Genomic DNA, 19,570 nt, shown 5'->3' on the forward strand with positions numbered 1-19,570 from the left:
GAGCCACCTCCTCCGCCGCCTCCACCCCCGGAGCCGCCGCCGCCCGATCAACCTCCACCGGGCTGACACGCGGGATGTGGATCGGCTGGCTCGAGTTCGACGTCCTGCTGGGCGACGTGCGATCGCTCAAAGAAAAGCGATCGGTGATCCGTCCCGTCGTGGCCGAGCTGCGCCGCAAGTTCGGCGTGTCGGCGGCGGAGATTGGTTCTCAGGAGCTGTATCGACGAGCCGGCATTGGCGTGGCCGTCGTCTCCGGTGAGCGCGCGCATGCCGTCGAAGTCCTTGACGCGGCCGAACGCCTGGTGGCCGCGCACCCCGAATTCGAGCTCCTGGCGGTGCGGCGCTTGCTGCGTCGCAGCGACGACTTTTAATCGAACTAGCCGTCGCGCCCCTCACGCTTACGCCCCAACGGCGCCGGCGCGATTGTGCCGGGCGCCAGCCGGCGCGCCGCGATCAAGAAGGCGGTGTGCCCGCGCATCGAGTGCTGCGGCCGAACGGCCAGCCCGACCACATTCCAGCCCCGCTGCAGCGTTTCCCAAGCCCGCGGTTCGGTCCAGCATTGCTGGGCCCGCAGTGCCTCGACCGCCCGCGAGAGCTGGGTGACGGTGGCCACGTAGATGATCAGCACACCGCCGGCGACCGTCAGCCTCGACACCGAGTCGAGCACCTCCCAGGGCGCGAGCATGTCCAGGACGGCCCTGTCGAAAGATGCGTCGGGGAGCTCGGAGTCCGCGACATCGCTGACGATCAGCTGCCAGTTGTCGGGCGCCTGCCCGAAGAACACCGACACATTGCGGCGGGCATGCTCGGCGTGATCCGCGCGCTGCTCGTAGGAGACCACCCTCCCGTCGGGTCCGACGGCACGCAGCAGCGAGCAGGTCAGCGCGCCCGATCCGGCGCCGGCCTCCAGGACGCGGGCGCCGGGAAAGATGTCGCCCTCGTGCACGATCTGCGCGGCGTCCTTGGGGTAGATGACCTGCGGCCCGCGGGGCATCGACATCACGTAGTCGACCAGCAGCGGACGCAGCACCAGGAACGCGGCGCCGCTGCTGGATTTGACCACGCTGCCCTGCTCCAGCCCGATCACGTCATCGTGGGCGATGGCCCCGCGATGGGTGTGGAACTCACCGCCTTCGGTGAGCTCCATCGTGTAGTGACGGCCCTTGGCATCGGTGAGTTGGACGCGTTCGCCGACGGTAAACGGGCCGGTTGCGGACACGCCATCTAGCCTGCCAGCCGACTCGCCGTAGCCGGTGCTTGGGGGTTGTCGCCGCCCGGTCTTACGCTGCGGACATGAGGAGCCGATGACTGAGCCCGGGAGCGAGCAGCCGGAGGACGGCACGCGGCCGCCTTCCCGCCCGGCTCTGTCGCCGTCGCGCGCAGCGGACTTCAAGCAGTGCCCGCTGCTGTACCGGTTCCGGGCCATCGACCGCCTGCCCGAGGCGCCGTCGACGGCCCAGCTCCGTGGCTCTGTGGTGCACGCGGCGCTGGAGCAGCTCTACGGCCTGCCCGCCGCGTCGCGCGTCCCGGACACCGCGCGATCGTTGGTGGAACCCGCGTGGGAACGGGTGATTGCCGCCGCGCCCGACCTGGCCGCCGAGCTGGAGCCCGAGCAGCGGACCGAGCTACTCGAGGAAGCCCGCGCGTTGCTGTCCGGCTATTACCGGCTGGAAGACCCGACCCGGTTCGAGCCCGAATGCTGCGAGCAGCGGGTGGAGGTCGAGCTCGCCGACGGCACGCTGCTGCGTGGCTTCATCGATCGGATCGACGTCGCCGCCACCGGCGAGCTACGGGTGGTCGACTACAAAACCGGCAAGGCCCCGCCGGAAGCACGCGCCCTGGCCGAGTTCAAGGCGATGTTCCAGATGAAGTTCTATGCGGTGGCGTTGCTGCGGTCACGCGGGGTGCTGCCCGCCCGGCTGCGCCTCATCTACCTTGCCGACGGCCAGGTCTTGGACTACTCGCCGGATCACGACGAGCTGCTGCGCTTCGAGAAGACCTTGATGGCGATCTGGCGTGCCATCCAATCCGCCGCGCCGACGGGCGATTTCCGCCCCAGCCCGTCGCGGTTGTGCGACTGGTGTCCGCATCAGGCGCATTGTCCGACCTTCGGCGGGACGCCGCCGCCCTACCCCGGGTGGCCGCAAGACCCCGCCGAAGGCGGTGCGGACGCGGTGCTGCATTCGGGGCACCACCCGCTTGCCGGAGACGCCGAACCGGCGGCATGACCACCCGCTAATCGAGCGGCGACATCTCCTGCAGCATCGTGGGGACGAGCTCGCTCACCGTGGGATGGATGTGCATCGTGCGCGACAGCGTCGTGTACGGGGCTTTGGCCGACATGACGTCCAGGATGGCGTGGATCGCCTCGTCGCCGCCGACGCCGAGGATGGCCGCTCCCAGGATCTCGTGGGTTTCCGCGTCCACCACGACCTTCATAAAGCCTTGCGTCTCACCCTTTTCCACCGCCCTGCCGACCCGGGTCATGGGTCGCTTGCCGACCAGCGCCTTGCGGCCCGACTCGCGGACCTGGCTCACGGTCATGCCTGCCCGCCCCAGCGGCGGGTCGATGTAGAGCGCATAGGTGCTGACGCGGTCGCTCACCCGGCGCGGGTCGTCATCGAGCAGGTTGGCGGCGACGATCTCGAAATCGTTGTACGAGGTGTGGGTGAAGGCGCCCTTGCCGTTGCAATCGCCCATCGCCCAGATGTGGTCGACGCTGGTCTTGAGCTGGTCGTCCACCACGATGTAACCGCGGGCGTCGGTACGCACCCCGGCCGCTTCCAGGCCCAGGTCGTCGGTGTTGGGTTGCCGTCCTACGGCCAGCAACAGATGACTGCCCCGAATGGGCGCCGCGCCGGCGCAAGGTGTGAGTTCGAATCCGTTGTCGCTCTTGCTGATTCGCACGTCGTCGGCGCCAAGGATCACGTCGATGCCCTCGGCTTCCAGGATGTCCCTGACGGCGGTCGAGACGTCCTCGTCTTCGCGGGAGGCCAGCCGCGGGCCGCGTTCGACGACGGTTACGGGCGCCCCGAATCGCCGGTACATCTGCGCGAACTCCAGGGCGATGTAGCTACCCCCGACGATGACGAGATGGGATGGCAGCGTGTCGAGTTCGAGGATGGACACGTTGGTGAGGAACTCGACATCGGACAGCCCCGGGATCTCCGGCACCACCGCACGGCCACCGACGTTGAGGAAAATCCGGTCGGCCTGCAGCCGCTCTTCACCGTCCTGCGTGTCGACGCTGATGGTGTGCGGATCTTCGAAGCGGGCGTGGCCGCGAAAAACGGTGCAGCCGTCCATGCCGTCAAGCCAATCCTCGACGCCCTTGCGGTCGCTGAGCATGATGTCGTCTTTGCGCGCTTTGACTTTCGCCATGTCCACGGTGACAGGTCCGGTCCCGACGCCGTATTCCGCACCCCGCCGGGCCAGCTGCGCGGCGTGCGCGCTGGCCACCAGCGTCTTGGTCGGGATGCATCCCGTGTTGACGCAGGTGCCGCCGATCAGTTTGCGTTCGACTATCGCGACACGCTGCCCGGCGGCCGTCAACCGCCCGGCCAGGGGCGGGCCGGCTTGGCCGGCGCCGACGATGATCGCGTCGAAATGCTTTGTCATTGAACCGCTGTCACTTAGCCGCAGTCACTTAACCGCAGTCACTTAATCCCCGTCAGTATGTACTCCGTCAACACGTGACCCGTCCACGCGGCGATGGCGAAGCCGCCCGCGATCGCGACCGCATCTTCGAGCAGCGCGATCGGCAGGTCCTTGCCGCCGGTCGCCCCTGCCAGTCGCTTGCGCGCCTGATAACCGCCGAGGGTGCCGAGTACCGCGCCGATGACGCCGGCCCCCAGCGCGCTGAACGTCCAGTGCGGCCATGCGCCCAGCACCGCGCCGGCAAACGCGCCGGTGACGATCCGGGCGGCGAAGATCGGCGGCGCGGTGCGCGCCGGCGTCTTGGGCAGCTTGTCGTTGACCAGTTCGCCGACGGCGAGAACGGTCAGGGCGATGACGGTGATGAGGTTGGCCATCCACGACGCCCAGGTGCCGTGCAAGTCGATCCAGCCGATAAACGCCGCCCAGGCGACGACGGCCGGCGCCGTCAGCGAGCGCAACCCGGCGACCACGCCAATCAACAAAGCCATCAGCAGAATTAGTGCATGCGTCACGGAGACCCCTCCTGGAGGACGAACTGCCCGAGCACCGAAAAGGGGTGCCGACCCTCGAACTCGGCCGGCCTCCCCCAAAGGCGGACGCTAACACAGCGGGCGTCCCGCCGATAGGGCGATCAGAATCGGCAGAACCGGATATCGGAAGCCAGAATCGCTTTGGCACCGATGGCGGCGAGCTCGTCCATGATCTCGTTGACGCCGCGACGCGGGACCAGTGCGCGGATGGCGACCCAGTCCGGGTCGGCCAGCGGGGCGATGGTCGGAGACTCCAATCCCGGCGTGATCGAGGTGGCCTTGTCCAACACCGAGCGCGGGCAGTCGTAGTCGAGCATCAGGTATTGCTGACCGAACACCACACCTTGGACCCGGGCCACCAGTTGATCGCGGGCCGCTTCGGTTTCACCGCGACCCTCGTGATCGGTGCGCTCGATCAGCACGGCCTCCGAATCACACAACGGCTCACCAAAGGCCACCAGATCGTGCAGGCTCAAGGTGCGGCCGGACCCCACGACATCGGCAATGGCGTCGGCAACACCGAGCTGTACCGAGATCTCCACCGCCCCGTCGAGCCCGATCACCGTCGCGTCAATCCCGTTCTCGGCCAGGTCTTTTCGGACCAGATTCGGATAGGCGGTGGCGATACGCTTGCCGGCCAGATCTGCCGTCGCCCAGTTGCGTCCGGCCGGGGCGGCGTAGCGGAAGCTGGACGATCCGAAGCCCAGCGCCAGGCGCTCTCGCACCGGCGCACCGGAGTCGAGCACCAGGTCGCGCCCGGTGATGCCGAAGTCCAGCTCGCCCGAACCGACATAGATCGCAATGTCTTTGGGCCGCAAAAAGAAGAACTCGACCTGGTTGACAGGGTCGATGACCGTCAGATCCTTGGGGTCGGTGCGGCGCCGATAGCCGGCCTCCGACAGGATCTCGGTGGCCGGCTCGCTGAGCGCACCTTTGTTGGGAACCGCAACGCGCAACATGCCCACAGCCCTCACAACTTCCGGTAGACGTCGTCGAGGGTCAGGCCGCGCGCGATCATCAGCACCTGCGTCCAGTACAGCAACTGGCTGATCTCGCCGGCCAGCGCGTCGTCGGGTTCGTGTTCGGCCGCCAGCCACACCTCGCCGGCCTCCTCGAGGATCTTTTTGCCCAGCCCATGGATCCCACCGTCCAGCGCGGCGACGGTCGCACTGCCGGCCGGCCGGTTGCGGGCACGATCGCCCAGTTCGGCGAACAGATCCTCGAAGGTCTTCACGGCCAGCGATTGTTTCATGCGCCGGTCAGCAAAGTCACGGCGGTTTTGCGTGCGGCCCCGCCGCTCGCAAGGGTGCGCAAATTGCCAAGCTCAGCGGCGTGTTGGCGTACAAACACGCACGCTCGCGGAGAAAACGTCTCAGTCCTCCGGGTTGTAGCCGAGGTTGGAGCTGAGCCAACGCTCGGCTTCGGCCAGGGTCCAGCCTTTGCGCTTCGCGTAGTCGGCGACCTGGTCCTGCGCCAACCGGCCGACCACGAAGTACTGCGACTGCGGGTGCGAGAAATACCAGCCGCTGACGGCCGCACCTGGCCACATCGCCATCGACTCGGTCAGCTCGATGCCGGTCCGCTCCTTCACGTCCATCAGCTTCCAGAGCGTCATCTTCTCGGTGTGCTCCGGGCAGGCCGGGTAGCCGGGTGCCGGGCGGATTCCCTGGTACTTCTCATCGATGAGCGCCTCGTTGTCCAGCTGTTCGTCCGGCTGGAATCCCCAGAACTCCTTGCGGACCCGTTGGTGCATCCGCTCGGCGAACGCCTCCGCCAGCCGGTCGGCGACCGACTCCAGCAGGATCGCGCTGTAATCGTCTAGGGCAGCCTTGAATTCCGCGATCTTCTCCTGGCTGCCGAGCCCCGCGGTGACGGCGAAGGCGCCGACGTAGTCGGCCAGACCGGTGTCCTTGGGCGCGATGTAATCGCCCAGCGACCGGTTCGGGATGCCGTCGCGGTGCTCGCCCTGCTGGCGCAGGTTGTGCAACGTGGTCAGCACCTCGGTGCGGGTCTCGTCGGTGTAGACCTCAACATCGTCACCCACGGCGTTCGCCGGGAAGAAGCCGATCACCCCGTTGGCCCTCAGCCACTTCTCCTTGATCAGGGTGTCGAGCATCTCCTGCGCGTCGTCGTACAACTTGCGGGCGGCCTCGCCGGTGGCCGGGTTGTTGAGGATGTCGGGGAACCTGCCCTTCATCTCCCACGCGTTGAAGAACGGCTGCCAGTCGATGTACTCCCGCAGCTCTTGGAGGTCGTAGTCGAGAAACTCCCGCACGCCGAGGCCCTGGGCGGGCACAGGCGGCGTGTAGCCGTCCCAGTCGATCGGCGTCCGGTTCGCGCGGGCCTTCTCCAGCGTCAGCATCGGCCGCTCGTTCTTCTGGGAGTGCCGTTCGCGAAGCGATGCGTAATCCTTTTCGGTGGCCTCCAGGAGGGCGGGACGCTGCTTGTCGTCGAGGAGCGCGGCGGCAACCGGCACCGAGCGGGACGCGTCCTTGACCCAGACCACCGGACCGCTACGACGCGGCGCCACCTTCACGGCCGTGTGGGCGCGCGAGGTGGTCGCGCCGCCGATCAGCAGCGGGATCTCGAGTTCCTCGCGTTCCATCTCGACGGCGAAGTTGACCATCTCGTCCAGCGACGGGGTGATCAGGCCGGACAGCCCGATGATGTCGGCGTCGTGCTCCTTCGCCGCGGCCAGGATCTTCTCGGCGGGCACCATCACACCGAGGTCGATCACCTCAAAGTTGTTGCACTGCAACACGACCCCGACGATGTTCTTGCCGATGTCGTGGACGTCGCCCTTCACGGTCGCCATCACGATCGTGCCGTTGGTGTCCTTGGAATCCGCCGTGCCGTTTTCAGCCTTCTCCGCCTCGATGAACGGCAGCAGGTACGCAACGGCCTTCTTCATCACCCGGGCCGACTTCACGACCTGGGGCAGGAACATCTTGCCCGAGCCGAACAGGTCACCGACGACGTTCATGCCGTCCATCAGCGGACCCTCGATCACCTCGATCGGGCGACCGCCCGCGGCGGCGATCTCGGCCCGCAATTCCTCGGTGTCGTCGTCGACGTGGGCGTCGATGCCCTTGACGAGGGCGTGCGTAATCCGCTCGCGGACCGGAAGCCCGCGCCACTCGGCCGCCGCCGGGTCCTCGCCCTTCTCCGTGCTGTTGAACCGCTCCGCGATCTCCAGGAGCCGTTCGGCCGCATCCTCGCGACGGTTGAGGACAACGTCCTCGATGCGGTCCCGCAGCTCGGGGTCGATCGAGTCGTAGGGCACCAGCGCACCGGCGTTGACGATGCCCATGTCCAGGCCGGCCTTGATGGCGTGGAACAAGAACACGGAGTGGATCGCCTCGCGGACCGGGTTGTTGCCGCGGAACGAGAACGACACGTTCGAGATGCCGCCGGAGATGTGCACCCCCGGCAGGTTTTCCTTGATCCAAGCGCAGGCCTCGATGAAGTCGATCCCGTACGTCGCGTGCTCCTCGATACCGGTCGCCAGCGCGAAGCAGTTCGGGTCGAAGATGATGTCCTCGGGCGGGAAGCCAACCTCTTCGGTCAGGATGCGGTAGGCGCGCCCGCAGATCTCCTTGCGGCGCTCCAGGTTGTCGGCCTGGCCCTGCTCGTCGAAGGCCATCACGACGACGGCCGCGCCGTACTTGCGGCACAACCGGGCCTCGCGGATGAACTTCTCCTCGCCCTCCTTCATGGAGATCGAGTTGACGATCGGCTTGCCCTGCACGTTCTTCAGGCCCGCCTCGATGACCTCCCACTTGGAGGAGTCGATCATCACCGGGACGCGGCTGATGTCCGGCTCGGCCGCGATCAGTTTGGTGAACCGGTCCATCGCGGCGACACCGTCGATCATGCCCTCGTCCATGTTGATGTCGATGACCTGCGCACCGACCTCGACCTGCTGCAGGGCGACCGACAGCGCGGTGTCGTAGTCCTCGGCCTTGATCAGGTTGCGGAACCGCGCGGAGCCGGTGATGTTGGTGCGCTCACCGATGTTCACGAACAGGGAGTCGTCGGTGATGTTGAGCGGCTCCAGGCCCGAGAGACGGGTAGCCACCGGGATCTTCGGCAGCTCGCGCGGCGGCTTGCCCTCGACGACCTTGGCGATCTCGGCGATGTGCGGCGGCGCCGTCCCGCAGCAACCGCCGACCAGGTTGACCAGACCTGCCTCGGCGAAGTCGGCGATGTAGCTCGCCTGGCGCTCCGGGGTCTCGTCGTACTCGCCGAAGGCGTTAGGCAGGCCGGCGTTCGGGTAGCAGGAGACGAAAGTGTCTGCGATCCGCGACATCTCGGCGATGTAGGGCCGCATCTCCGGCGCGCCCAGGGCGCAGTTAAGGCCGACCGCGATCGGCTTCGCGTGCCTGATCGCGTTCCAGAATGCTTCGGTGACCTGACCGGACAACGTCCGCCCCGAAGCATCCGTGATGGTGCCCGAGATGATGACCGGCCAGCGGCGTCCGCGGTCCTCGAACAGCGTCTCGACGGCGAACACCGCCGCCTTGGCGTTCAACGAGTCGAAGATCGTCTCGATGATGAGCAGGTCGGCACCACCGTCGACCAGGCCGTTGGCGGATTCGAGATAGGCGGCGACCAGCTGGTCGTAGGAGACGTTGCGGGCCCCGGGGTCGTTGACGTCCGGCGAGATCGACGCGGTCCGCGTGGTCGGCCCGATCGCGCCGGCGACGTAGCGGGGCTTCACCGGGGTGCTGTATTCGTCGGCGGCCTTGCGGGCCAGCGCGGCGCCGGCGTAGTTCAACTCGTAGCTCAGGTCCGCCATGTCGTAATCGGAGAGCGAGATCGCGTTCGCGTTGAACGTGTTGGTCTCCAGAATGTCGGCGCCCGCCTCGAGGTACTCGCGGTGGATCCCCTCGATGATCTGTGGCTGCGTCAGGGTGAGCAGGTCGTTGTTGCCCTGAAGAGCGGTCGGCCACTCCGTGAACCGGTCGCCGCGGTAGCCAGCCTCGTCCGGCCGGTCGCGCTGGATCGCCGTGCCCATCGCGCCGTCGATCACCATGATCCGCTGGCGCAGAGCGGCCGTCAGCTCGTCGGTGCAGTCCGGGCGGATATTGGGCGCGAATGCGGTCACGTGCACTCCTTCCGTAACGGAAGGCGTCCTTGACTCTGCCGAGCGTGGCGGATACCGGGATGCACCCGTATCCGTTGCAACGCCTCTCGACCAGAAAAGTCTACGTCGTCACCCGATCGACGTCTGGACGCCCAACTCATCGCCGCGATCGCGGTGCCCGTAAAGGACAGTTCGCGGATCTTGTCGGCGACGTGGTAGTTACCAAGGTTAACCAGTTTGCAGCCGAATGTATTCGGCGGTCACGCCACAAGGATAGTCGAGCTATGCAAACGCCCTCCGGCTGACGGCAAGCCGTAGGCTGATTCTGTGACTCAGCCCGATGGCGGCCCGGATGGCGGCAAGCTGCCCGAACTGCACAACACGATCGTCGTGGCGGCTTTCGAGGGCTGGAACGACGCGGGCGACGCGGCAAGCGACGCGCTGGAGCACCTCGATGCCATCTGGGAAGCCGACCCGATCGTCGAGATCGACGACGAGGCGTACTACGACTACCAGGTAAATCGCCCGGTCATCCGCCAGGTCGACGGAGTCACCCGCGAGCTGGTGTGGCCTGCGATGCGGATCACACATTGCCGCCCGCCGGGCAGCGACCGCGACGTGGTCCTGATGCACGGGGTGGAGCCGAACATGCGCTGGCGCACGTTCTGTGCCGAATTGGTGGCCATCGCCGACAAGCTCAACGTCGACACCGTCGTGATCCTGGGCGCGTTGCTGGCCGACACACCCCACACCCGGCCGGTGCCCGTGTCGGGAGCGGCCTACTCCCCCGAGTCGGCGAAACGATTCGGCCTGGAGGAAACCCGCTACGAGGGACCGACCGGGATCGCGGGCGTGTTCCAGGACGCCTGCGTGGCCGCCGGGATTCCGGCAGTGACGTTCTGGGCTGCCGTGCCGCACTACGTGTCTCAGCCGCCGAACCCGAAGGCAACGGTGGCGCTGCTGCGCCGGGTCGAAGACGTGCTGGACATCGAGGTCCCCCTGGCCGACCTGCCGGCGCAAGCCGAGGAGTGGGAACAGGCGGTCACCGAGATGACCGCCGAGGACGAGGACCTCGCCGAATACGTGGTGTCGCTGGAGCAGCGCGGCGACGCCGAGGTGGACATGAACGAAGCGCTGGGCAAGATCGACGGCGACGCGCTGGCCGCCGAGTTCGAAAAGTATCTGCGCCGCCGCCGCCCGGGTTTCGGGCGCTAGATCCCCACAAACCCCGCGCCGAATGTCGACTGTGGGCGCGCAAAGCTACGGCCAGTAGTCGTTCATCGGTTGCGCGAACTTGTCGTTGTTTGTGAGCCGGGGCATTCCGAGGGAGTCCTCAATGGTGCGCAGCAGGCTGTAGTGGTTGTTGAAGTTGACGGCAACGAGGTGGCCTTGGCGCATACCGGAATTCGGCGATGGGATAACGATCATGGGGATGTGGTTGCCCTCGTTGCCGACGCCCAGCGAGATGTTGTTGTAGTCCTCGTCCCAGGTGATGAAGACGGCACTGCGCTGCGTTTGGAATGCGGGCGAGTTCAGGATCGTGGGCAGCGTGTCCGCGAGAAACTGGTCGCCGGCCTTGATGTTGTACTGATGATTCGTCAGCAGGCTGATGATGAACTCGAGGTTGACGGGGCCTTCCTGGTTGTGGTTTTCGTCCGCAGCCCACCAGACGAAGTTCGGGGTGGTGGACGTCGAAGCGAGATCCGTGGCCATCCGCTGCAGCGGCAGCACGTGCGCCTGGCAGCGAGCGTCGTTGGCGGCGATGTCGTGGAAGGCGAGGAACGGTAGTTCGCCGGGACCATAGGGACCCGCGGACTGCTTGAAGCATGGCTGTGGCATGGATTGCTCGTAGGCGGCCCATCCCCCGTGCGCCGCCTCGATGTTGTCGACGAGGTTGTGTTCGTCGAAGCAGTCCAGCTCGCAGTTGTAGTTGAAGCCGAAGTCGGAGCCGCCGAGGATCGGGTAGTAGTTCGGAAGGCTGGGATGGGTTTGGGCGTAGTAGTTCGAGCCGTATCCGTAGTTGTTGATGAGGCCGTTGGTGTACGGCGCGTTGGGGCTGCCGACAATGTCTTTCACGCCATGGTTCTCCAGATAGATCAGGAACACATGGTCGAGGGGGCCGACTTTCGACGCCGGTGGTGTAGGTGGCGGTGGGTTGGGCAACGGGGCGCCGATCGTGAACGAGATGTTGTCCGCGTAGGCGTTGTTGTAGGCGCCGAACAACGGATTTTTGTCTTTGAGAGTCACGACCACACGTGCACTGCGGGTGCCCGCGGGAACCGGCCCGGTGGTCTGGCGTTGCAGGAGTTTGGCATTCAACCCGCGATCGAGCAGACCGACCGGCCCGATCTTGCCGGGGGTGCCCAGCTGCGATCCGTTAGCGGCCAGGAAGGTGACGGTGACCGACGCTTCTGACGGGTCTTGTAGCCAGCCTCCGAGCCATCCGCTCAGTGTGTAGGGCACTGTGCTGGTGTCGATCTGTTGCGCCGCGCCGGACAGGTCGACGATCTGGGCGAGCGTGGATGTGGCGACAGGTCCGCCACCGAAGAACTGCACGCCGCCGTCCGGGGGCCCGTTCTGGGCGCGGGGATAGCCTGCGGCCGCCGGCAGCATCGGCCCCGGCGACCCGAGAGGCCATGGCAGGCGGCGCAGGGTGCCGTACTTGATCACCGTCGGTGTGCCGGTCACGGTCCAGCCCGGGATGGTCACCGAACTGTATCCCGACAGCGAAGGGTCGCCGAGCTCGGCGCCGGGATTCACGAGCAGGTTCGGGCTCTCCGTGGCCGCCGCCGATGCGTGCGCGGTGTCAAGCGCAAGGATTAGCATGCCGACGGCGCTGACCACGCCAGCCACACGGCGAAAACGACTGAGCATCAAGCAATCACCTTTGCGGTTGACGCGCGCTACGCGTTGCTCCGTCGATGGTGACCTATGACACGCCGTCCACCCAGATTGTTGTGCGGATCGAGACCCAGCAGTTGCCGTTTAGTGACTTACAGGGCCACTCTTGCAGGCCACTCCTACAGGGCCACTCCGAGGAGTGCATCGATCGCGGTGGCCACCAGCTTCGGCGCGCTCGCGTCGTGGCCGCCGTATTCCAGGGCGTCGGTGGCCCAACCATCAAGTGCGGCGATCGCTTTGGGAGTGTCCAGGTCGTCGGCAAGGTAGCGGCGCACCCGGGCGATGACGTCGGCGGCGTCCGGAGCGGCGGGCAGCGCAGTCGCGGTGCGCCAGCGATGTAGCCGTGCGATCGCATCGTCGAGCACCTGCTGGCTCCAGAACCGATCCGCGCGATAGTGCCCGGCCAGCAGACCAAGCCGAATCGCCGATGGCTCAACGCTTTGCGCCCGCAAGGCCGACACCAGTACCAGGTTGCCCCGGCTCTTGGACATCTTCTGCCCGTCCCAACCGATCATCCCGGCATGCACATAATGCCGGGCGAATCGCCTTTCGCCCCTTACACATTCGGCGTGGGCGGCGGTGAACTCGTGGTGCGGAAAGATCAGGTCGCTGCCGCCGCCCTGGATGTCCAGGCCGCTGCCGATGCGGCTCAGCGCGATGGCCGCGCATTCGACATGCCAGCCCGGCCGGCCCGCGCCGAACGGCGACGGCCAACTCGGTTCGCCCGGACGTGCTGCCCGCCACAGCAACGCATCGAGCTCGTCGGTCTTGCCCGGCCGGTCCGGGTCGCCACCGCGCTCGGCGAACAGCCGGAGCATGGTGTCGCGGTCATAGCCGGACTCGTAGCCGAACTGCGATGTGGCGTCGGCGCGGTAATAGATGTCGGGGTGCTCGTCGTCGACGATGTACGCCGCCCCGGAGGCGAGCATTTTCTCGACGAGTTCGACCACTTCGGGAATCGCCTCGGTCGCCCCGACGTATTCGCGTGGCGGCAAGATGCGCAGCGCCGCCATGTCCTCGCGGAAAAGGGCGACCTCGCGGTCGGCGAGCTCGCGCCAATCGACGCCATCACGCTCGGCCCGTTCGAACAACGGGTCGTCGACGTCGGTGACGTTCTGCACGTAGTGCACGTCATGACCGAGGTCCAGCCACACGCGATGGACCAGGTCGAATGCCAGATAGGTGGCCGCGTGGCCGAGGTGCGTTGCGTCGTACGGGGTGATCCCGCAGACGTACATCGACGCGGTCGAACCGGGCTGAGTGCCGGCCGCCACCGGGCGCACCTGCCGGTCGGAGGTGTCGTAGAGCCGCAGCTCCGGGCCGCGTCCCGGAACCACCGGGACCTGTGCGGAAGACCACGCCTGCATAACGTCGACTCTAAACGCGTGCGGAATCAGGGAAATTCCTGGCGGATGGCACCGAGCAGGATCGGTGCCACCTCGGCCCGGCACATCACGAAGTCGGGCAGGTACGGGTCGAGCTGGTTGTAGCGCAGCGGCGAGCCGTCGAGCCGCGACGCGTGCATCCCCGCTGCCATCAGCACTCCGGCCGGGGCCGCCGAGTCCCATTCCCACTGACCCCCCGCATGCACGTAGGCGTCGACGTCGCCGTCGATGACGGCCATCGCCTTCGCGCCCGCCGAACCGATTGCCACCGGCTGAATGTGCAGCGTCTGGCGCATGCGGTAGAGAACCGCGGGTGGTCGGGTGGCGCTTACCGCGATCCGGAAGGTGTGAGGAATGCCGGTGCGCGCGGCGCCGTCGGTCACGGTATCGCTGCGATAGACCGTATTGCCGCGCGCGGGCAAAGCCACTGCCGCGTCGGTGATTTCGCGGTGCTCGTCAGTGTGACCTCCGGTGGGGCGTTGCCACAGCGCGATGTGTACCGCCCAGTCGTCGCGCCCCGGCGTGGAGAACTCGCGGGTGCCGTCCAACGGGTCGATGATCCACACCCGGTCGTGATTCACCCGGGAGAGATCGTCGTAGGCTTCCTCGCTGAGCACCGCATCGCCGGGTCGTTCGGCCCGCAGCCGCCGCAGGATCAGCTCGTTGGCCAGGCTGTCGCCCGCGTCGCCCAGCGCCCAGGGTGAATCGAAACCGATCTCCTCGCGCACCTTCAGTAGCAGCTCCCCCGCGTCCGCGGCCAGATCGGCGGCCAGCGCGGCGTCCGTCGGGGTCACCGGTTCAGTATTGCCGACCGGATTGCCGACCGGTAAATCTGACTTAGAACGCCGGCCAGGGAATGGGGCGATGACGGTTCGGTTCCGGCATCACCGGGTTGTCCAGCAGCGCGTGCGCGCGCCTGCGCAGCGCCGCGATTTCGGCCCGGGTGATGTGTACCGCCAGCTCGTCGCCGAACGAGTCGCCGAGAGCGTCGGCAAGCGCGGCGACCGCGTCGAGGGTTTTGTCGTCGATCGGCTTGCCCGCCCAGCCCCACAACACCGTGCGCAGCTTGTTCTCGACGTGCAGACACACCCCGTGGTCGACGCCGAAGATGTGGCCCTCGATGTCGCGCAGCACGTGGCCGCCCTTGCGATCGGCGTTGTTGATCAGCACGTCGAAGACCGCCATCCGCCACAGCCGGATGTCGTCGGCGTGCATCAGGACGACCTCGTCGCCGGCGTAGTCGTAGGCCCGCAGGATGGGCAGGTAACCCCGCTGCGGTTCGCCGGCGGGAAACAGGTCGACCAGATCGGGTCCTGGCCCTACATCGGATTCGGCGGTGTCGCCCGGCTGCTCCACCCACAGCTGCAACATGCCGGGGCCCGCCGGCCCGTGACGAATCACGGTGTAGGGCACTATGTTCCAACCCAGCTGCGTCGACACCAGATATGCGCCGAGTTCACGGCCCGCCAGCGTTCCGTCGGGAAAATCCCATAGCGGCGCCTCACCGGCGATCGGCTTGTAGACGCAATGCACACTGTGCTCACCGAGCGTCGACTCGCACAGAAAGGTGGCGTTGCTGGCCGATCGGATGCGTCCGAGAACCGTCAGCTCGCCGTCCCGCAGCACCTCACGTTCGGCCACCGCGTCGTCATTGCTCGGGTTCATCGTCGGGCCCGAGCAGCGCGCTGCGCTTATAGCCGTTGGTGCGCGCGCAGATGTGGCCGTCCGGGTCCAACGGTTCGTCGCACAGCGGGCAAGGTGGGCGCCCCGCCGAGATCACCCGATTGGAGCGGGTCGCGAACTGCCGCGCCGACTCCGGCGTCAGGAACACCCGCACCGCGTCGGGTCCCTCTTCGGTGTCGTCGAGCACTACCGAGGCGTCGAATTCGGCGTCGGTGACGGCAAGCAATTCGACCACCACGGTCTGTGCCTCCGAATCCCAGCCCAGACCCATAGTCCCGACGCGGAACTCCGCGTCGACCGGAGTGATCAGCGGGTTGAGGTCGTCGACCTCGGCGGGCTCTGGTGGAACCGGCGTGCCGAACCGGCGATTCACCTCGAGCAGCAGCGCACCGATGCGCTCAGCGAGCACCGCGACCTGTTGCTTCTCCAACACCACCGAAACCACGCGCGAATCGCCGACCGCTTGGATGTAGAAGGTGCGGTTTCCCGGCTGGCCAACGGTGCCGGCCACGAAACGGTCGGGGGTGCGGAAGACATGAATTGCGCGGGACATGGCACTTCCAAAATACCGGCAGTTGCCCTGGCCGTGCGATCCGATTCGGTTGTCCGCGCCGAACTAGTCGGTGGAGCCGCCGACCACGGCGTCGCTCGGCGGCAGTTCGCTGACCGGCTCGTGTTTCTGGGGTTCGTCTTTTTGGGGTTCGTCTTTTTGGGGCTCGTCTTTTTTGGACTCTTCGTCCTTCGGCCGTTCGTCCTTCTGGGGCCCGGCGCGCAACGCCGCCGACAACCGCGCCCCAGTGTGGTTGACGTGCAACACGAACGGACGCAGCGGGGTGTAACTGACCACGCTCACCGACCCGGGGTCGGCGGTGACGCGCTGGAACCCGTCCAGATGAATCCCGTAGGCGTCGGCGATCACCGCCTTGATGACGTCGCCGTGGGTACACGCCACCCATAACGCGTCGCCGCCGTGTTCTCCCCCGTATTCCAAGGCGAGCCGCTTGTCGTGTTCGCGGACGGCGGCCACGGCACGCGCCTGCACCTGCGCCAAACCCTCACCGCCGGGAAACACCGCCGCGCTGGGGTGGGCCTGAACCACCCGCCACAACGCCTCTTTCGCCAGCTCGCCGATTTTGCGGCCCGTCCATTCGCCGTAGTCCACTTCGGCGATCCGCTCGTCGATGACCGGCTCGAGGCACAACAATTCTGCGAGGGGTTCGACGGTGCGTCGGCAACGCAGCAGCGGGGATGTCACGACCGCGCGGATCGGCAGGTCGCCGATCCGGTCGATCAACCCCGCGGCTTGCTCGCGTCCCTTGTCGTCGAGGTCGACACCCTCGGAACGGCCCGCCAGAATCCCGGCGGTGTTCGAGGTGGACCGGCCGTGGCGCAACAGGATGACGGTCATGTCACGACGACCGTACCCGCTGCGGGTGACTGCTACCGGATGTGACTAGTTGAGTGACTAGCTGACGTGCCTAGCGCGGGACGGGCACCGCGTGCGCGACGGAGTCGCGCACCGCCGCGGTCAGGCTGCGCACGTCGGTGACATCGATGTCGAACAGGCTGCGAACCGCCCTCGCGACCACCTCTTCAGCCTGCGGAACCGGCCCGGAAAGCCGCGGCCGGTAAACTTCGACGACGAGCGACCGATGCTCAATGTGGAAGGAAAAACTGCGTCCATCACCGACTTGTCCATACCCGCTGGCAAAAATGCCTGTCGAGATGTCTTCGATAGCAAACTCTTTGTCTGCGGTATGCCGGTCAACGATGACGGTCATATCGCGACCATACCTCTCCAGAACGACCGCATGTGGGCGACGTGGCAGATTGGATGCGATATTGGATGCGAAACCGTTCCTTAAAATGTGAACTCCATGCCCCCCATTCGAAGGTCGATTGTTGCTGTCACGGCATAGCTGCGTAAAGAGCTGCCGCTTTGTCGGTTTATTGCTTTTGCTGGCGCTGCTCGCCGGTTGTTCGTCGAATCCGCTCACGTCACCGACGCCGCCCACGATCGAGCCGGCGCGTGCCGCCGAATCGCCGCCGGTGTCGGCGACTCCAGCCGGCGCGGTGCGACCGCTGCCCGGTCAGGCTCAGGCCGCGATCTTCGACGGCAACACTCACCAGCTGGCGGTGCTGGTCCCCGGCGCCGATCTCGCGGCGCCGGCGAGTGTCGCGGTGTTCGGTGCCGCGCAGTCCGCGGCGCGTGCGATCGTGCTGCCTGGTCCGGCCACCGCCTTGACCGGCGACGGCCATGGCACGGTCTACCTGGCGACCCGCGGCGGATATTTCGCGGTCGATCTGGCCGCCGGGCGCACGTCGCAGGTCAATGTCGGCGGTGCCGAACAGGTCGACTTCACCGCGATCGCGCGGCGCGCCGACGGCAAGCTCGTGTTGGGCAGCGCCGACGGCGCCGTCTACGTGCTCGCCGCGCCGGGCAGCGGTGGCGGTGCCGCTAGCACCGCGAAGGTTGAAAACCGGAATAAGATCTTCGCGCGCGTCGATTCCCTTGTAACACAAGGAAATACGACGGTAGTTCTGGATCGGGGACAAACCTCGGTGACCACCATCGGCGCCGACGGTCGTCCCGAGCTTGCGCTGCGGGCCGGCCAAGGCGCAACGACCCTTGCCGCGGACCCGCTGGGCCGGGTCCTGGTCGCCGACACTCGCGGCGGCGAGCTCCTGGTCTACGGCGTGGACCCCCTGATCCTGCGTCAGGCCTATCCGGTGCGCCAGGCCCCCTACGGCCTAGCCGGCTCGCGCGCGTTGGCCTGGGTGTCCCAAACCGCGTCGAACACGGTCATTGGTTACGATCTGTCAACCGGAATTCCCGTCGAAAGGGTGCGATACCCAACCGTGCAGCAGCCCAACTCGCTGAGCTTTGACGAAGCGTCGGACACCTTGTACGTGGTGTCGGGGTCGGGAGCGGGCGTTCAGATCATCGAGCGCGCGGCGGGCGCCCCATGACGAGTCGGGCCGCGCCGCGGTGGAGTCGGCTGCCAGCGGGCTGGGTCGCCGAGATGTCCGACGAGTACGAGTGGATACCGTTGCGCCTCCCGCCCGAAGTGACCCGACTGAGCGCGTCCACCCGGCTGTCCATCGAGGCCGAATACCGCGGCTGGGAACTCACCCGGGTGCGGCTGTATACCGACGGCAGTAGGCGGGTTTTGTTGCGCCGCAAGAAATCTCGTCTGGACGGTGCGGGCTCCCCGGGTCGGCGGCCCGACCAGCCCGAGCTGTGATGTATCGCCTTGCACGCCGGCTGTTTTTCGTGGTGCCGCCGGAGCGCATCCACACGCTGGTTTTTGCCGTGCTGCGCGCCGGCACTGCCCTCGCGTTGACACGGCGATTGCTGCACCGGCTGCTGGGGCCGCGAGACCCGGTGCTGGCCAGCACGGTGTTCGGCGTGCGCTTCCCCGGACCGCTGGGCCTGGCCGCCGGTTTCGACAAGGACGGCATGGGGCTGTTGACGTGGGGTGCGATGGGTTTCGGCTACGCCGAAGTGGGGACGGTGACCGCCCACCCGCAACCCGGCAACCCGGCCCCGCGGCTGTTCCGGCTGCCGGCCGACCGGGCCCTGCTGAACCGGATGGGGTTCAACAACCGCGGTGCCGGCGAGCTGGCGATCCGGCTGGCCCGTCACCGGCCCGAGGTGCCGATCGGGGTGAACATCGGTAAGACGAAGGCGACCCCGGCCGTCGACGCCGTCGACGACTATCGGGCAAGCGCGCGGCTGGTCGGCCCGCTGGCGTCGTATCTGGTGGTCAATGTCAGCTCGCCGAACACTCCGGGGCTGCGCGATCTGCAGGCGGTCGAGTCGCTGCGGCCCATCCTGTCGGGCGTACTCGCCGAGACGTCTGTCCCGGTGCTGGTGAAGATCGCGCCCGATGTCTCCGACTCCGACATCGACGACATCGCCGACCTTGCAGCCGAATTGGGCCTGGCCGGCATTGTGGCCACCAATACGACGGTGTCGCGTGACGGCCTGATCACAGCCGGGGTCGACGAGCTGGGCAGCGGCGGCATTTCGGGGCCGCCGGTCGCGGCCCGCGCCGCCGAGGTGCTGCGCCGACTCTATGCGCGGGTCGGCGACCGCATGGTGCTGATCAGCGTCGGGGGCATCGAGACGGCCGACGACGCCTGGGAGCGGATCACCGCGGGCGCGTCGTTGCTGCAGGGCTACACCGGCTTCATCTATGGCGGGGGCTTGTGGCCCAAGCACATTCACGACGGCATCGCCCGGCGGTTGCGCGACGGTGGGTTCACCTCGCTCGCCGACGCGGTCGGCTCGGCGGCGAGGAATCCGGAGCGGCCGCCGGGCTAGA

Annotated in this window: 19 protein-coding genes and 1 pseudogene; 6 read left to right on the forward strand and 14 right to left on the reverse strand. The window is 67.0% G+C overall.

Going from position 1 to position 19,570, the window contains the following annotated elements:
- The first annotated feature begins 74 nt into the window (after nt 1-74).
- Nucleotides 75-371, forward strand: coding sequence for a DUF503 domain-containing protein (locus ACQI5H_RS19570; RefSeq protein WP_427081053.1), 297 nt, complete (start codon nt 75-77; stop codon nt 369-371).
- 5 nt (nt 372-376) lie between these two features.
- On the opposite strand, the gene trmI is transcribed toward ACQI5H_RS19570, so the two are convergent.
- A complete protein-coding gene (gene trmI / locus ACQI5H_RS19575) occupies nt 377-1,219 on the reverse strand; it encodes a tRNA (adenine(58)-N(1))-methyltransferase TrmI (RefSeq protein WP_427080980.1) in 843 nt (280 codons plus the stop codon).
- Nucleotides 1,220-1,304: 85 nt separating this feature from the next.
- Here trmI and ACQI5H_RS19580 point away from each other — a divergent pair, with 85 nt between their 5' ends.
- Nucleotides 1,305-2,228 carry a RecB family exonuclease gene (locus tag ACQI5H_RS19580; protein WP_427080981.1) on the forward strand — a complete coding sequence of 308 codons (924 nt, stop codon included), beginning with the start codon at nt 1,305-1,307 and terminating at the stop codon, nt 2,226-2,228.
- A 7-nt stretch (nt 2,229-2,235) separates the two neighbouring features.
- On the opposite strand, the gene ACQI5H_RS19585 is transcribed toward ACQI5H_RS19580, so the two are convergent.
- The 6 genes and pseudogenes from ACQI5H_RS19585 to ACQI5H_RS19610 all read right to left on the reverse strand — a co-directional run.
- Nucleotides 2,236-3,618 carry an FAD-containing oxidoreductase gene (locus ACQI5H_RS19585; RefSeq protein WP_427080982.1) on the reverse strand — a complete coding sequence of 461 codons (1,383 nt, stop codon included), beginning with the start codon at nt 3,616-3,618 and terminating at the stop codon, nt 2,236-2,238.
- A gap of 38 nt (nt 3,619-3,656) precedes the next feature.
- Nucleotides 3,657-4,169 (reverse strand): DUF4126 domain-containing protein, encoded by a 513-nt coding sequence (locus ACQI5H_RS19590; RefSeq protein ID WP_427080983.1) that lies wholly within the window; start codon nt 4,167-4,169, stop codon nt 3,657-3,659.
- Between the two features lie 119 nt (nt 4,170-4,288).
- A complete protein-coding gene (gene hisG, locus ACQI5H_RS19595) occupies nt 4,289-5,146 on the reverse strand; it encodes an ATP phosphoribosyltransferase (RefSeq protein ID WP_427080984.1) in 858 nt (285 codons plus the stop codon).
- A gap of 11 nt (nt 5,147-5,157) precedes the next feature.
- Nucleotides 5,158-5,439 (reverse strand): phosphoribosyl-ATP diphosphatase, encoded by a 282-nt coding sequence (locus tag ACQI5H_RS19600; protein WP_427080985.1) that lies wholly within the window; start codon nt 5,437-5,439, stop codon nt 5,158-5,160.
- A gap of 120 nt (nt 5,440-5,559) precedes the next feature.
- On the reverse strand, nt 5,560-9,300 hold the full coding sequence (gene metH, locus ACQI5H_RS19605) for a methionine synthase (RefSeq protein WP_427080986.1): 3,741 nt from the start codon (nt 9,298-9,300) through the stop codon (nt 5,560-5,562).
- 137 nt (nt 9,301-9,437) lie between these two features.
- Nucleotides 9,438-9,527 (reverse strand): annotated as a pseudogene (locus ACQI5H_RS19610) (hypothetical protein); the annotation flags it as partial.
- A 73-nt stretch (nt 9,528-9,600) separates the two neighbouring features.
- Here ACQI5H_RS19610 and ACQI5H_RS19615 point away from each other — a divergent pair.
- The gene (locus ACQI5H_RS19615; protein ID WP_427080987.1) at nt 9,601-10,488 is read left to right on the forward strand and encodes a PAC2 family protein; all 888 of its coding nucleotides are present in this window, start codon (nt 9,601-9,603) and stop codon (nt 10,486-10,488) included.
- A 45-nt stretch (nt 10,489-10,533) separates the two neighbouring features.
- On the opposite strand, the gene ACQI5H_RS19620 is transcribed toward ACQI5H_RS19615, so the two are convergent.
- From ACQI5H_RS19620 to ACQI5H_RS19650, 7 genes are all read right to left on the reverse strand, one after another.
- The gene (locus ACQI5H_RS19620) at nt 10,534-12,147 is read right to left on the reverse strand and encodes an alkaline phosphatase family protein (protein ID WP_427080988.1); all 1,614 of its coding nucleotides are present in this window, start codon (nt 12,145-12,147) and stop codon (nt 10,534-10,536) included.
- A 146-nt stretch (nt 12,148-12,293) separates the two neighbouring features.
- Nucleotides 12,294-13,541, reverse strand: a complete 1,248-nt coding sequence (gene mshC, locus ACQI5H_RS19625; protein ID WP_427080989.1) for a cysteine--1-D-myo-inosityl 2-amino-2-deoxy-alpha-D-glucopyranoside ligase — start codon at nt 13,539-13,541, stop codon at nt 12,294-12,296.
- A gap of 26 nt (nt 13,542-13,567) precedes the next feature.
- Entirely contained in the window at nt 13,568-14,353 is a 786-nt protein-coding gene (locus tag ACQI5H_RS19630) for a 3'(2'),5'-bisphosphate nucleotidase CysQ (protein ID WP_427080990.1), read from the reverse strand.
- 43 nt (nt 14,354-14,396) lie between these two features.
- Nucleotides 14,397-15,224 (reverse strand): SCO1664 family protein, encoded by an 828-nt coding sequence (locus ACQI5H_RS19635; protein WP_427080991.1) that lies wholly within the window; start codon nt 15,222-15,224, stop codon nt 14,397-14,399.
- Nucleotides 15,208-15,795: a DUF3090 domain-containing protein gene (locus tag ACQI5H_RS19640; RefSeq protein ID WP_427080992.1), complete on the reverse strand. Its 588-nt coding sequence runs from the start codon at nt 15,793-15,795 to the stop codon at nt 15,208-15,210. The genes ACQI5H_RS19635 and ACQI5H_RS19640 overlap by 17 nt, the downstream gene beginning before the upstream one ends.
- A gap of 63 nt (nt 15,796-15,858) precedes the next feature.
- Entirely contained in the window at nt 15,859-16,650 is a 792-nt protein-coding gene (locus ACQI5H_RS19645) for a histidine phosphatase family protein (protein WP_427080993.1), read from the reverse strand.
- A gap of 70 nt (nt 16,651-16,720) precedes the next feature.
- Nucleotides 16,721-17,023, reverse strand: a complete 303-nt coding sequence (locus tag ACQI5H_RS19650) for a hypothetical protein (RefSeq protein WP_427080994.1) — start codon at nt 17,021-17,023, stop codon at nt 16,721-16,723.
- A gap of 124 nt (nt 17,024-17,147) precedes the next feature.
- On the opposite strand from ACQI5H_RS19650, the gene ACQI5H_RS19655 reads away from it, so the two are divergent.
- From ACQI5H_RS19655 to ACQI5H_RS19665, 3 genes are read left to right on the forward strand one after another with little or no spacing between them, the layout of a single operon-like run.
- A complete protein-coding gene (locus ACQI5H_RS19655; RefSeq protein ID WP_427081054.1) occupies nt 17,148-18,212 on the forward strand; it encodes a YncE family protein in 1,065 nt (354 codons plus the stop codon).
- Nucleotides 18,209-18,487, forward strand: coding sequence for a DUF5703 family protein (locus tag ACQI5H_RS19660; RefSeq protein ID WP_427080995.1), 279 nt, complete (start codon nt 18,209-18,211; stop codon nt 18,485-18,487). The genes ACQI5H_RS19655 and ACQI5H_RS19660 overlap by 4 nt, the downstream gene beginning before the upstream one ends.
- Complete coding sequence (locus ACQI5H_RS19665; protein WP_427080996.1) at nt 18,487-19,569, forward strand: quinone-dependent dihydroorotate dehydrogenase; 1,083 nt, start codon at nt 18,487-18,489, stop codon at nt 19,567-19,569. Before ACQI5H_RS19660 ends, ACQI5H_RS19665 begins: the two co-directional genes overlap by 1 nt.
- Nucleotide 19,570 lies beyond the last annotated feature (1 nt).

This window comes from Mycobacterium heidelbergense, assembly GCF_050205645.1.
In the GTDB taxonomy this organism is placed as follows: domain Bacteria; phylum Actinomycetota; class Actinomycetes; order Mycobacteriales; family Mycobacteriaceae; genus Mycobacterium; species Mycobacterium heidelbergense_A.